Genomic DNA, 14,562 nt, shown 5'->3' on the forward strand with positions numbered 1-14,562 from the left:
CTCAAGTTTTATTCAATCTCTCTTATAACGACCCTTTAGCAGTGAATCACCAGCATGAATAATAGCCAGCAACTTCAAACGCGTCAAAATACCATTAATCAGTTATTTGCGGATCCCGTGCGTTTGCTCGCACCTATGGAGGGCTTGACCGATCCATTAATGCGCCAAATATTAACCCAAATTGCGTCTGACTTGGGTCGTCCTTATGATTGGTCAGTCAGTGAATTTATTCGCATCACACAGCACGTCTTGCCTGCGCACGTGTTTTATAAATATGTGCCTGAGCTACATCATGATGCCAAAACGGCCTCTGGTACGCCTATTCATGTTCAGCTACTCGGTAGCGAAGCGCAGCTTATGGCAGAAAACGCCGCGTACGCTTGTGAGCTCGGTGCGCCTGCGATTGATATCAACTTTGGCTGTCCTGCAAAAACGGTCAACAGCCATCGCGGTGGTTCTGTATTGTTAGATGAACCTGAAACTATGTATCAGATTATCAGTGCCGTACGTCAAGCCGTTCCCGCCCATATACCAGTATCAGCTAAGATTCGTCTGGGCTATACAGACACTAGCCGAATGGATGATATTCGCGGCGCGATTGCTTCTAGCGGTGCTGATTGGCTAACCATTCATGCACGCACTAAGACCCAAGGCTATAAGCCGCCTGCCTATTGGGACAAAATCCAGAGCTTTAATGCGCTCGATATTCCAGTCATTGCCAATGGAGAAATTTGGAACTTTGAGCATGCGCAAAACTGTATGACGCAAGCAGGTACACCGCATTTAATGTTAGGTCGCGGCGCAGTAACACGTCCTGATTTAGTGGCACAGGTTGATAATGATACTGAAAAAAGTACTGACAGCGTAGAGAATACGGCTACGTTGTCATGGCAAGACTTGATTGCCCATCAGATTAAGTTCTTGGAAGGTGAGGCAAAGAACGATGTGGTTTTGGTCGGCCGTTATAAACAATGGCTAGGTATGCTTACCAAAGGCTATGTTGAGGCGCAAACAGTGTGGGAAGGTATTAAACGAGAGAAAAATAAAGCGGTGATTATTAGCGCCCTACAAGCAAGCGTACGAGATTAATCACCTGCTTGTATTTGAGCGTTTTGGCGGTTACGGATATTTTTACTAGGGTGTGTCCTTATTTCAAAAATGGAGATAAAAATGAGATAAATTGCCGTCAAACGAGAAAAATAGCGTAGATAATATCGAGATACTAGCAAGCGATTTGACGCTGTTTGGCAAAATTTAGCCATTTTTAATCCATTTAGATAACTGTCATTTGAATTGAGGACATGCCCTAGACGCTGACTCGTATCGCTAAATAAAATAGCATTAGACAACATGCCATTGATAGTACCCAGAGGATAGAGCGGAACATTGCCAAATTAGTAATATACGCCACACAAAAACCAATTCGTATCATCACATACAACCAAGCCAATACGTTAATAATCGACTGCGGTACAAAGAACAGCATAGCTACCAATACTGCTGCCAAAAACACTGGCAAGGTTTCATAACTGTTTTGCTGTGCTGCATTAGCACGTGCTGCCAGGCCTGTCGCATTTTGAAAAAATTCGCGAGGATGTGCATTATTTCTGACTCTAAAGCCACCAGATACTTTTGCAACGATTGACACCGCCCATGGCAGTAAGCTTGCTACCACCATGGCCAAAATGGCAGACGCCACTTTATCCGTTACCAACTCAAAGAATGCACTTATCATTATATAAGTCCCTAGCCTGCAACCACTTCAAAGTCATGGGTGATATTGACCCCACCTGCTACTAGCATACGGCTGGCAGAACAGTATTTTTCTGCTGATAATTGGATGGCTTTTTCGACTTGTTTTTCTTTGACATCTTGACCAGTAACAATGAAATGCATATGAATATCGGTATAGACCGCTGGTACGGTTTCAGCACGCTGGGCGGTTAGCTCACAACGTACATCCGTCACTGCTTGGCGTGATTTCTGCAAAATCTCTACGACATCATAACTGGCGCAACCACCTAGTCCTAGCAAAATCAGCTCCATTGGGCTTGAGCCTTTTTCTTTATCGGCATCGATTTGGACGTTATGTCCTGATGGTGACACACCCATAAAGGCTTTGTTCTCTTGCCATATTACGCTTGCTTTTGATTCTGACATTGTAGATTTTCCTTATTTTAAATGGCGTATTGCCTATTATTATTGTGTGAATGATATATTGCCCAGCTAGTGTAGCATAAGCCAAAGCAAGATTTTATAGGCTCATTGTTTTGCTGCTAGCTCACCAGTAAAATCTGTGCTTTTATCACTTTATACATATCGAAATAGTGGACTTCGATAGTTTACTAAATAATCGTATGTTCATCCGCCTATTACTACTCTTCAACACTTGCCTAAAAATGCTATATAAAAACCTACAAAAGTTTGCTTATAAATAGTTGATTTTAAAAGGTAAAACTCGTGAAACATTTTATAGCAAAATACTGTTACACATTTTGCTTGTTTCTTGGTTTAATAACGGTAATAAATCTTGTTTTGAGCGAATATCGATAACAATCACCTTATAATAATTACGATTGCTATCACGGTTTTAAGTCAAAACAAGCTATTTTTAAACAAATTAAAAGGTTTAGTCATGATAGATGCAGACGGCTTTCGCGCCAACGTCGGCATCATCTTGGCAAATACACAAGGGCAGGTTCTGTGGGCAAAACGTATTGGTCACAACGCTTGGCAATTTCCGCAGGGTGGTATCGACCGCGGGGAGAAGCCGATGGATGCAATGTATCGCGAGCTCTGGGAAGAGGTCGGCTTACATCCGCGTCACGTAGACTTATTGGCAGTCACGCAAGACTGGTTGCGCTATCGTTTGCCAAAACGTTATGTACGTCATGGTCAGCATCCCTTATGTATTGGGCAAAAACAAAAATGGTTTTTGCTACGCTTAGATGAGCCAAATACTCAACATATCCGCTTTGATGAAGGGAAACCTGAATTTGACCATTGGCAATGGGTCAGCTATTGGTATCCACTCGGACAAGTGATTCACTTTAAACGAGGCGTTTATCGTCGTGCCTTGCAAGAATTGGTACGCGAACTCCCCCTAAAGCAAGAGCTGATCATTCCTGAGCAAAATAATCATTTGCTTATGTAATGAGTCACTTAATAGTACGATGCAAAACACCCACGATAGTAGCTAGAATGTTAGCAATTACCGTGGGTGTTTTTTTATTATCTACTAACAGTCATTGTCAGTGACTATGATTATGATTGTCAAACTCTCGGCTAACAATATCAGCTATGTAGTTTGCTCCCGTATCTCTCTCTTTGCGCAACGTTAAGATGCTTTGAGTGCGGGTACCATAAGTAGGTTTACTAGTTTCAGTGTCGCCAAAAGCGACAGGTTCAATATAAACAGACGATAACATCTGCTCTACTTCAAATGCTACGCCAGTAACAGGCAATTTGTCTTCTGGTGCTTTGGTACTATCTGACAAGACATTAAAAGCCGCCGCTTGCCAGTACGCAGGTGAGCTATCCTCCGCAATCAAGGGCAGCACTTCTTGACGTAGTCGCCCGCGCAACCGCTCTGTCTTAAACCAACTGTCCTCTGGTTGACCATTAGAGATAACATGTAGACCTGCATATAATGGCGTGGGTGCATGACCGCGGTTATTGACGATCACAGCTTGCGCAGCATCACCAATGATCAGATTAAAGCCCGCATAATCTTGCAAATCAATCTGCCGTGCAAAATCCATCGGACTTAGAGTCCCTGTCAAGAATTCAGTGACCAGCGCGCCCCGCGATCGCTCATCACTGCTTGCCTGTACACCGTCACGAAAGTTCAATACCGCAGCCCAACGACCATTCTGTTCATAATACTCTGCACTCTGCGCTGGTGACACTTGCTGATGAATGCCTAACCACGTACCACCGCTTTGTTTATCGCGTCCAGCATAGATAGGTTGGTCAGACCACTGGTGGAGCGGCTCAGTTGGGCGCTGCAAAAACTCATCACGATTAGACAGTAGTACCAGCGGTAACTCATCAAATAATTGCCAAGCAATAGCGACAATACACATAGCTTTCCTTTTATAATAATTTTCGTTATGCGAGTAATTCTTAATAGAGGCAAAGATATTATTTCAGACTTTACCTATTAATAAGGTAGCACTTACAGGCAGTACTTATTAATTGCCAGTTAGCAATTTATTGGCAGGATAACTAATCTGGGAGGTTGTACGTATTACTTGTGATTGCTTACTTGGTAAGTCAAACTCCCACGCCACCATGCCTTGATTGTCATTCCAATCTCGCTCAGTTACAGGCGGCGTATGCGTCACCGCAACTTTTAGACTGTCATCACGACTGATAGGCTCACTGCCCAGTACTTGTAAGCGTACGCTACGATTGTGCTGATTGGTAAACTGATAGGCCTTGGTAGTCGTCAGTGTTTGCGTACGGTTTAGCACACCTTTTTCACCTTGCTTATCTTCGTTGGTCAGCTCTTTCACGAGCATATTTGAGTCACGACCAAATCCAATCCCCTGCTCTTTTAGCACTTGATAATTATAACGTGACTGACCTACATAGTTGTCATCACGGTACAACTGTAGCGAACCATCGACCCAGTCCGGCGTTAAAAACGGTGCTGACGCATACCAGTAGGCAGCAGTCTCAACACTTGGCGTACTGCGAATCCAGAGCTTACTATTACCTGCCTGCTCCCCAATCACTGTGCGTACCCGTCTCCCATCACTCGGAATACTGACCAACTGCGGTAAACGATACTCGATGATGCCATTTTTATTTTGGCTACTGACCGTAAAATTAGGTAGCGGCGCCATAGCTGCCCCTGCTCCTTTATTATAAGCAGGCTCTTCCATCATAACAGGGGACGCATCCATCATAGGTAGCTCACGTCTTACTCGAGCATCTTCGCTCTCTTCATACAATGACAGACGCTGCACATACGGCAATTGCCCCGTCGTACTTTGATTAGGATTAACGGTACTAAGTGTCAGTGGTACGTTTGTCCAGTTCTCACCAGTTTGCTGAGCAATAATCGCAGAAGCTGTGATACTTAACTGCTCACTGTTTGTATTTAGGCGAGCTTGATACGCAGGCTCCCAACCTGCACCTTGCACTTGATAATCCAACTTAACGCTACTTGGCGAGCGACTTGCCGTACGTACACTCACCTGTGTCACCTTGTTAAAGGTCGATGTCGCGCTGCCTGCCATCAGTTGATTCAGTGCGTCTTGGGCACGCGCTTGTCGCTGTTGAATCTCTAGAATTCTTTGGTTAATACTGGTCGCTTGAGTTTCTATATCGCGGGCATTATTGGCAATCGTACTGTCTGTATTAACTTGCGTGGCTTTGGTCAAATTCTGCAAGTAGGCCTTTGCTAACCGTGCTGCTTCTAATTCCGCATTAATACTAGCTAGAGTATTTTGCTGCGTCTGTACCTTGGCATCACCTTGATATTGGCACTGGGCTGCCTGCTCACCTGTCAGCTCTTCGATACTGACTTCCCCAACGTTGACACTACCTGTCGCCTGTACGCTTAGGCTTTCTTTATCCATATAAGGTGACAAGCACGAAAACACCACCGTTTGCTCACCGCTACCTGTGATAGGCAATGCGCGCGTCACGCTCGCCAGCCCCTGATAAATGGTCACTTGCTCGACGCTACTGGTGGCTGCTTGTGCCGAAGACAATTCCAAGATGCCACTACTACCAAGTACAAATGGCAAGATAGCAAATCTGGTCATTTGATTAAGTGGCGGCAATACGCTGCCATGCCCTGTTGAGACAGTCGAATCCGTTAATTGTGCGTTCATACATCATTCCTTAGCAGTAAAATCGATCATGGCAGCCACGCATTGGCTCAACGCGCAAAATAGTAACTATCTTAGAGAGATTACCGTAGCCGTTTTACAGGTCTTTGGCAATAAATGCTTTTGGCAGACAGCATTTTTAGTAAAAATCGCCTTATCGATAAATCTCTTAATATGGTAGCTCTTCAATTTTAAAAATTTGGTTTTCTGTATTGCACCATTTTTTTGTTCATCTCCCCTTTATGGTGCAGTTTATTAGCCATCCTGCACTAAATTAATGAATATATTAATCAGAACCTAATTATTGCTCAATTATTACTCGATTATTGGCTTTTTTAACTTGGCACGGAACTTGAACTCTTAATAGGTGTTCAGGAACATTATTTTACCTTTTGTATGTATTAGGAGATGTCCATGTTTTCGTTACCAATTTTAGCCAATACTCAAGTAGTAGACCCTCAATCACACGGAAAAATCAAATCGCGTTTTTCGTTACTAGCGGTGGCCGTCGTTGGCAGCTTAAGTCTTACTGGTTGTCAAAAACCTGCCGAAACTGCGACATCGGCAGAGACAACGACTGAAACAACAACAGAAACAACAACCACTCCTGCCGCTGATGGCGACACGATCAAAGTAGGCATCTTACACTCGCTATCTGGCACCATGGCCATCTCTGAAACTTCTCTAAAAGACACGGCACTCATGACCATTGATGAGATCAATGCCAATGGCGGTGTGCTGGGTAAGCAGCTAGAGCCTGTCGTTGTTGACCCTGCCTCTGACTGGCCGTTGTTTGCTGAAAAAGCGCGTCAGCTGCTCACTCAAGACAAAGTCGACGTGATTTTTGGTGGTTGGACATCGGTCTCGCGCAAGTCAGTATTGCCAGTGGTTGAAGAGCTGAATGGCTTGATGTTCTATCCAGTGCAGTACGAAGGCCAAGAGCAATCAGAAAACATCTTTTATACTGGCGCGGCGCCCAACCAGCAGGCCATTCCAGCAGTTGAGTATTTGATGAGCGAAGAAGGCGGCGGTGCAGAGCGCTTTGTATTATTGGGTACCGATTACGTTTATCCACGTACTACCAACCAGATTCTAAAGGCATTTTTGAAATCAAAAGGCGTGGCTGATGCAGACATCATGGAAGAGTACACCCCATTTGGTTTTAGCAACTACCAAACCATCGTCTCTAATATTAAGAAATTCTCAACGGGCAAAAAGACCGCGGTGATCTCTACCATCAATGGCGACTCAAACGTGCCGTTCTATCGTGAGCTTGCCAACCAAGGTATCAAAGCCTCAGATATTCCCGTGATGGCATTCTCAGTTGGTGAAGAAGAGCTGCGCGGTATCGATACCAGTCTGCTACAAGGGCATTTGGCGGCGTGGAACTATTTTATGTCGATCAAAAACCCAACCAACAGTGCCTTCACCAAACGCTATAAGCAGTATGCATTGGACCAAAAACTACCAAATGCTGAAAAAGTCGTGACCAATGATCCAATGGAAGCTACTTATGTCGGTATCAACATGTGGAAGCAAGCTGTCGAAAAAGCAGGTACGACTGATGTCGACAAAGTGCGTATCAGCATGGCGGGACAAACGTTTGATGCACCTTCTGGCTACACGCTAAAAATGGATGAAGAAAACCATCACCTATGGAAGCCTGTCATGATTGGTCAAATTCGTGCCGACGGACAGTTTGATACGATTTTCAAAACGCCAGAAGTTATCCAAGCCCAGCCATGGAGCGAGTACATTCCTAAATAGGCTATCCCTAAATAAATCAGTACTGAAAAGCACGTATATAGTAACTGAAAAGTAGGCGGATGGATAAACGATACCAATAACCGTCCTAACGCCTACTTTTCACACTTATTCTTAACTTTTAAATAACACCAAACCTTATCAACTCTTCTATCGCTTAAAACGCTAAGCAGTAAAAGCTAAAGGTTTGTTGTCTGTGAAAAACAGGGAGCCGCACATGCAGCACCATACTTTACGCCCGTTTGTAGGGCAAACATCGTCCGAAAATGGTAACAACCCACAAGCATCAGTCAGTGAAGTCATGCAGTATGTGGCACGTTTTTCAATTTATGCGCCTCTGCGATTACTTGCATTGATGGCATTATGCATAACAACTTTTACCACCACAGCATATGCGGATCATGATGGTCAGGTACATGACCACGATACGAATATCGCTCATAGTGAGCAATTCTTGGTCACGCCTGCGAACAAATCTATCTCTATTCAAACCACCTCAGATACCTCAGCAGCAACTTCTACAAGTTCAGGTGATGCCATTCAACAATTTGTGGCCGGCGATTTTAGTAAGCGTCAAGCCATGCTAAGTGATTGGCCAGGATCCGTTGAGAGTTTAGATAGTTTGGTTGAATTTATTGCCAATGATGAGCTATATCAAGGCAACGGTGGGCAAACGTATTTATTGAATAAAGAAGATCAGCTGTTTACTTATCCTGATAAAAAAGAGACTAACGATTGGCCAAGTGATTTATCACAAATCACCCTAACCAATGCCCTTCGCTCAGCGCTTATCTTTGGTCAAGCCAAGGTAAAACTAGCATCTGACAAGCCAGCACAGCGCCTGCAAGCTGTAGAGATTTTGGCTGATAATATTGACCAAGTAGATCCAGCCATTATTATGATCGCAGCAGGAAATGAGGACAATGCTAAAGTTCAAAAAGCACTAACGGCACTACAAGCTCGTATTGATTTCAAAAACGGCGACCTGCCCACTCAGATTGCAGCGGTCAATCTACTCGCTGATAGTGATAACCCACAAGTATTGGTCGATATTGAATCTGCCCTTGCTGCGGATAACTTAGATGCCTCGCTCGAAGCTGCACTTATCGATGCTGAATCTAGCGTGTCACGCCGTATTGAAATAAGCACATGGACGGGTCATATTTTCACCGGTATGAGTACCGCTAGTATTTTGCTGCTAGCAGCGCTTGGTCTCGCCATTACCTTTGGTTTGCTTGGTGTGATTAATATGGCGCATGGTGAGCTGATTATGATTGGCGCTTATACCACATATATGGTGCAAAACTTCTTTCAAGCTTATATGCCAGATATGGCAGGTTGGTATTTGCTTGCCGCTATTCCAGCCGCTTTTTTAGTCAGCGCTGTCATCGGTATGATTATTGAACGCATTGTGATTCGCCCACTATATGGTCGTGAGCTAGAGACTTTATTAGCGACCTTTGGCGTTAGTCTGATTTTGATGCAATTAGTACGGATGATTTTTGGTGCTCAGAACGTTGAAGTCAGTAACGTGGCATGGTTAAGCGGCGCGTACCAAGTGTCATCAAGTTTGGTGCTGCCTTACAACCGTATCGCCATTATTGGTTTTACTGTCATTGTCGTAGCGCTGCTGGTTTACTTACTCAACAAAACGCGCTTTGGTTTGTTTATACGTGCCGTCACTCAAAATCGCCAAATGGCACGTGCTGTCGGTATTCCTTCTGCACGTATCGATATGATGGCATTTGGTTTGGGCTCTGGGCTAGCTGGTATGGCTGGCTGTGCCCTTGCCCAAGTCGGCAACGTGGGTCCTGATCTGGGTCAAACCTATATCATTGATACGTTTTTGGTCGTCGTCGTTGGCGGTGTCGGACAAGTATGGGGCGCAGTATTGGCCGCCTTAGGACTTGGTGTGAGCGGTACGGTACTTGAGATTGGTATCGGTGCAGTACTGGCTAAGATTGTATTGTTGGTTCTTGTGATTCTGTTTATTCAGAAACGGCCACAAGGTTTATTTGCACTCAAAGGCCGCTTTGTCGAATAAGGAGATTCCTATGATACTGACCAAATTACTGTCTGATACACCGCGTAGTGCTTTTTTAATTGGATTATGTTTTGCCGTACTGCTTATATTACCTTGGCTACACCTTATGCCGGAGACTTCAGCCTTTCACCTTTCAGCCTACTGGATTACCCTGATTGGCAAAATCATGGCACTAGCGATGGTGGCTTTGGCGCTAGATCTCGTCTGGGGCTATGCCGGTATCTTAAGCTTGGGACATGGCTTGTATTTTGCCTTGGGTGGTTATGCATTTGGCATGTACCTAACACGTGAGACAGCAGGCGATGCGCTTCCTGATTTTATGCGATTTTTGAGCTGGACCGAAATGCCATGGTACTGGGCGGGCACGCAGCATTTTTGGTGGGCTGTCGCACTGGTCGTATTAGTGCCTGGCTTGGTTGCTTTTATCTTTGGTTTCTTTGCCTTTCGCTCCAAAATCAAAGGGGTGTACTTTTCTATCATCACTCAAGCCATGGTCTATGCAGCAGCCTTGCTATTCTTCCGTAATGAGACAGGCTTTGGTGGCAACAATGGCTTCACTGGTTTTACCACCTTACTCGGCTATGACATTACCGCTGCCTCTACACGCTCAATGCTGTGCTTTGTCACGGCCTTAGCATTGTTAATCTCTTATATGGGTTTACGTCATTTAATGAATCAGCCTTATGGGCGAGTACTTGGTGCGATTCGTGATAGCGAAAACCGCTTGCAGTATTTGGGCTACCGTACGTTGTGGTACAAGCTATCCGCTTGGGTATTATCCGCCGTCATCGCTGGTATCGCAGGTGCGCTATATGTGCCACAAGTAGGCATTATCAATCCGAGCGAGATGAACCCTGTGAACTCAATTGAGATAGCCGTCTGGGTAGCAACTGGTGGTAGAGGAGGCTTAATTGGCGCAATCTTAGGTACTGGTGTGGTAAACGCGGTAAAAACCTACTTTACGGTCGCCTACCCTGAGTTTTGGCTATTGATATTAGGTGGACTGTTCGTCGTCGTGACGTTGTTTTTACCCAATGGCATTATGGGCTTGTTCGATCGATTCAAAAAGGAGAAGCAATAATGCTAAATGATAAACCGTCAACGACTGAGCAAATTATTAACGAATATGGACGTAATCATGGCGGTACTGGCCGCAGTCACCCAAAGCCATCAGGCGTCGATTTTAGCCATGGCATTGCATTATATTTAGAAGATTTAAGTGTTTGGTTTGATTCGTTTCGCGCACTCAACAATCTGTCACTCTATATCGAAGAAGGCGAGCTACGCTGTATCATCGGCCCCAACGGCGCTGGCAAAACCACACTAATGGATGTCATTACAGGTAAAACCCGCCCTACCGAAGGCAGCGTGTTTTTTGGTCAGACTCACAACCTTGCCAGCTTATCTACCGAACAAATCGCTGAAGCAGGTATCGGCCGTAAGTTTCAAAAACCTACTGTCTTTGAGAATTTTACGGTAATGGATAATCTGTTACTTGCTGCGCCAAAAGACAAACGTGTGGTTAAAAGCTTATTTAACAAACTCAATGCCGATACTCGCGATACCCTCGACGCGACCCTACAACAAATTCGCCTGACCGATAAGATCAATAAACCTGCTGGCTTGCTCTCACATGGGCAAAAACAATGGCTAGAGATTGGCATGCTTTTGATGCAAAGCCCCAAGCTAATTCTGCTTGATGAGCCTGTGGCCGGTATGACTGATGCAGAAACTGAACATACCGCTGAGCTGTGTCTACGCCTTAAAAAGAATCATACCTTAGTAGTAGTTGAGCATGACATGACCTTTATCGATGCCATCAGTGAAAAAGTCACAGTATTGGCACAAGGGGCGATTTTGGCCGAAGGTACGTTAGCGGAAGTGCAAGCCAATGAAGCAGTGATTGAGTCCTACTTAGGTCGATAGCTGAACAAATTGTCTGGACGAGCCAAACGAACATTCCCTTTGAAATATTAGAAAAGTTTTAGAGTTTAGGAGACAGCCATGTTACAAGTGAACGATATCAACCAGTATTACGGCGGCAGTCATATTTTACGAGATGTCTCGTTTACAGCACCTGTAGGCGCATGCAGCGTGGTACTTGGACGTAATGGCGTGGGCAAAACTACGCTACTTAAGTGCCTGATGGGGATACTACCGATTAAATCAGGAGAGATTTTGCTCAATGATAAAGATATCAGCAAGATGTCTCCAGAGCAACGTGTCCGAGCAGGTTTGGCTTATGTACCACAAGGACGCGATATTTTTTCGACACTGACGGTAGAAGAGAACATATTAATTGGTATGGCAAAGTTTTCACGCAGTAAGGCCAAACACGTACCTAAGCATCTGTATGATATTTTTCCCGTACTCGATGAGATGAAACATCGTCGTGGCGGTGATTTGTCTGGTGGTCAGCAGCAGCAACTTGCCATTGCACGCGCCTTAGCCTCCGAACCGACTGTGTTAATTTTAGACGAGCCAACTGAAGGTATTCAGCCCTCTATCATTAAAGATATTGGCCGAGTCTTGCGTGACCTAGCGGATAAAGGTGACATGGCCATTGTACTGGTTGAGCAATTCTATGAGTTTGCCGAAGAGCTTGCTGACAATTACACGGTACTATCACGCGGCAAGGTAGTCTCACAAGGCGCAGGCGATACGATGGTCGAAAACAAAGTACAAGATCTGGTCGCCATCTAATTTCTTTTAATAATAGATGTAATAATACAAATTGGTAGTGAACGCTCGATAATGCTAAAAATAGCACTTTCATCTCAAGCTAATAGCTACCAAGATTACATATCATCACGAAAACACTCCTTAATTAAAGTCATTTTTTTCACCTCACTTCTTATCTTTTTTGACTCTTAGCCTATACATTCTGTATCATCTCAAAGAATCAAATTACTCATACACTCTGATTGGCACTAGAGCAATTATGTATGCCCAGCGAACGAAATTTGCTATTATAGTCAGCATTTTATTATCAATATTATGATGCCTTTATGATGATTCATCCTCAGTACGATCCTGTAGCATTAGCAGTTGGACCTGTCGAAGTCCATTGGTATGGGCTGATGTATTTGTTGGCATTTGCCGCCGCTTACGGCCTAGCATGGTACCGCAGTACCAAGCGTGAAGGCTGGACGACAGATATGGTCTCCGACCTAGTGTTTTTTGGCGCACTTGGTGTGATATTAGGTGGCCGTGTCGGCTATGTATTGTTTTATCAGTTCGGTGAACTGCTTCAAAACCCTGCCTATCTGTTCAAAGTCTGGGAAGGCGGTATGTCATTCCATGGCGGCCTGATTGGTGTCATGTTGGGTATGCTGTATTTTGCCCGCAAATATAAGAAGACACCTTTCCAAGTGCTCGATTTTGTCGTTCCCTGTGTGCCAACTGGTTTATTGTTCGGACGTATTGGTAACTACATCAATGCCGAGCTATGGGGCCGTGTCTCTGACGGTGGCTACAACTGGTTGACCTACTTCCCGCAGGCCGCTAGTGTTGATATGCAGCAGCTACAAACCAATCCTGCGCTGCAAGACCTTATGACTGAAGTCAATGGTCAGTACCTGTTGCCTCGTCACCCGTCGCAACTGTATGAAGCCCTTGCAGAAGGTCTACTGTTGTTTCTATTCTTGTGGTGGTACTCATCAAAGCCCCGTCCTCGTATGGCAGTGACCGGTGTCTTTATGCTTGGTTATGGCTTTAGCCGTTTCATCATTGAGTTTTTTCGCCAGCCAGACATCGACCAAGGATTCATCTTGCTAGGCTGGATGACCAAAGGTCAGATACTAAGCGCCCCAATGATAATTATCGGTCTGTTCTTGATCGGTTACGCTTACAAACGCGGCATCTACGACTGGGGTAAGCAAGCTGCTTATTAAGCCTACCCTTTCGTGATAAAGGTTGAGGACTTAAAATAGGGTAAGCTGTCAAAACACCTACCCTAGTAATACTTTCAATAATGACAGTGTCTATATCGACTACCCATCTAGCCTGTATGCGCTGTCAGCAGTAACTAAAGAGCATTTTATGATCAATGGCACCCAAAGTAATAACGAGCAAGGCTATTTAGATTTACTACGCCACGTTCTCGACAATGGCACTGAAAAAGGCGATCGTACTGGTACGGGTACGCTTAGCCATTTCGGCGCACAGCTACGCTTTGACTTAGCAGATGGGTTTCCACTGCTAACAACCAAAAAGGTTCACTTTAAATCTATCGCTTATGAGCTATTATGGTTTTTAAGTGGCAGCACTCATGTTGACTATCTACAACAGAATAACGTTCGTATCTGGAATGAGTGGGCAACAGCAGAACAGACCGCGCGCTTTAACAGACCTGCTGGCGATTTGGGTCCTATTTACGGTCACCAATGGCGTAACTATGGTGCGACCAAAAATGAAGATGCCAGTTATAACGCTGATGGCGTCGATCAAATCGCACAGGTCGTTGAACAGATAAAGACCAATCCGAATTCACGTCGTTTGATTGTTTCTGGCTGGAATCCAGGTGAAGCAGAGCAAGTAGCCCTACCACCATGTCATACGTTATTTCAGTTCTTTGTCGCAGACAACAAACTGTCGTGCCAGCTGTATCAGCGTTCTGCTGACTTATTCCTAGGCGTGCCTTTTAACATTGCGAGCTATGCGCTATTGACTCATATGATCGCGCAGGTGTGTGGTCTAGAAGTTGGAGAGTTTGTTTGGACAGGTGGTGATTGTCACATCTATCAAAACCACCGTGAACAGGCTGAGCTACAGTTGACTCGCTCGCTATATAAACTGCCGACATTGTCTTTGAACCCTAAAGTGAAAGACATATTTGCGTTTGAATACGAAGACATTAGCGTCAATGACTATGAGTCGCACCCTGCTATCAAAGCCAAAGTTGCCGTATAA

General features: G+C 44.7%; 13 protein-coding genes. 9 read left to right on the plus strand and 4 right to left on the minus strand.

Going from position 1 to position 14,562, the window contains the following annotated elements:
* Positions 1-54 precede the first annotated feature (54 nt).
* Positions 55-1,089, plus strand: a complete 1,035-nt coding sequence (locus I3249_RS03550) for a tRNA-dihydrouridine synthase (RefSeq protein ID WP_238068617.1) — start codon at positions 55-57, stop codon at positions 1,087-1,089.
* Between the two features lie 217 nt (positions 1,090-1,306).
* Here I3249_RS03550 and I3249_RS03555 read toward each other — a convergent pair whose 3' ends face one another.
* Positions 1,307-1,732, minus strand: a complete 426-nt coding sequence (locus tag I3249_RS03555; RefSeq protein ID WP_238068748.1) for an MAPEG family protein — start codon at positions 1,730-1,732, stop codon at positions 1,307-1,309.
* A gap of 14 nt (positions 1,733-1,746) precedes the next feature.
* On the minus strand, positions 1,747-2,160 hold the full coding sequence (locus tag I3249_RS03560) for an OsmC family protein (RefSeq protein ID WP_114701777.1): 414 nt from the start codon (positions 2,158-2,160) through the stop codon (positions 1,747-1,749).
* Positions 2,161-2,635: 475 nt separating this feature from the next.
* Between I3249_RS03560 and I3249_RS03565 the strand changes: the two genes are divergently transcribed.
* The gene (locus tag I3249_RS03565) at positions 2,636-3,154 is read left to right on the plus strand and encodes an RNA pyrophosphohydrolase (protein ID WP_238068618.1); all 519 of its coding nucleotides are present in this window, start codon (positions 2,636-2,638) and stop codon (positions 3,152-3,154) included.
* A gap of 97 nt (positions 3,155-3,251) precedes the next feature.
* Here the strand turns inward: I3249_RS03565 and I3249_RS03570 are convergent, their stop codons facing one another.
* Positions 3,252-4,085: an NRDE family protein gene (locus I3249_RS03570; RefSeq protein ID WP_238068620.1), complete on the minus strand. Its 834-nt coding sequence runs from the start codon at positions 4,083-4,085 to the stop codon at positions 3,252-3,254.
* Between the two features lie 108 nt (positions 4,086-4,193).
* Positions 4,194-5,846 (minus strand): DUF4139 domain-containing protein, encoded by a 1,653-nt coding sequence (locus I3249_RS03575; RefSeq protein WP_238068622.1) that lies wholly within the window; start codon positions 5,844-5,846, stop codon positions 4,194-4,196.
* Positions 5,847-6,257: 411 nt separating this feature from the next.
* On the opposite strand from I3249_RS03575, the gene urtA reads away from it, so the two are divergent.
* From urtA to I3249_RS03610, 7 genes are all read left to right on the plus strand, one after another.
* Complete coding sequence (gene urtA, locus I3249_RS03580) at positions 6,258-7,610, plus strand: urea ABC transporter substrate-binding protein (RefSeq protein WP_238068624.1); 1,353 nt, start codon at positions 6,258-6,260, stop codon at positions 7,608-7,610.
* 214 nt (positions 7,611-7,824) lie between these two features.
* Positions 7,825-9,651, plus strand: a complete 1,827-nt coding sequence (gene urtB / locus I3249_RS03585; protein ID WP_346268575.1) for an urea ABC transporter permease subunit UrtB — start codon at positions 7,825-7,827, stop codon at positions 9,649-9,651.
* A 10-nt stretch (positions 9,652-9,661) separates the two neighbouring features.
* Entirely contained in the window at positions 9,662-10,732 is a 1,071-nt protein-coding gene (urtC, locus tag I3249_RS03590) for an urea ABC transporter permease subunit UrtC (protein ID WP_238068625.1), read from the plus strand.
* The gene (urtD, locus tag I3249_RS03595) at positions 10,732-11,577 is read left to right on the plus strand and encodes an urea ABC transporter ATP-binding protein UrtD (RefSeq protein ID WP_238068626.1); all 846 of its coding nucleotides are present in this window, start codon (positions 10,732-10,734) and stop codon (positions 11,575-11,577) included. Before urtC ends, urtD begins: the two co-directional genes overlap by 1 nt.
* Before the next feature lie 78 nt (positions 11,578-11,655).
* Positions 11,656-12,354, plus strand: a complete 699-nt coding sequence (gene urtE / locus I3249_RS03600; RefSeq protein ID WP_057761967.1) for an urea ABC transporter ATP-binding subunit UrtE — start codon at positions 11,656-11,658, stop codon at positions 12,352-12,354.
* Between the two features lie 305 nt (positions 12,355-12,659).
* Entirely contained in the window at positions 12,660-13,544 is an 885-nt protein-coding gene (gene lgt, locus I3249_RS03605) for a prolipoprotein diacylglyceryl transferase (protein WP_238068628.1), read from the plus strand.
* A gap of 148 nt (positions 13,545-13,692) precedes the next feature.
* Complete coding sequence (locus tag I3249_RS03610) at positions 13,693-14,562, plus strand: thymidylate synthase (RefSeq protein ID WP_238068629.1); 870 nt, start codon at positions 13,693-13,695, stop codon at positions 14,560-14,562.

Origin of the sequence: Psychrobacter sp. Ps1 (assembly GCF_022129425.1) — a bacterium.
Taxonomy (GTDB): domain Bacteria; phylum Pseudomonadota; class Gammaproteobacteria; order Pseudomonadales; family Moraxellaceae; genus Psychrobacter.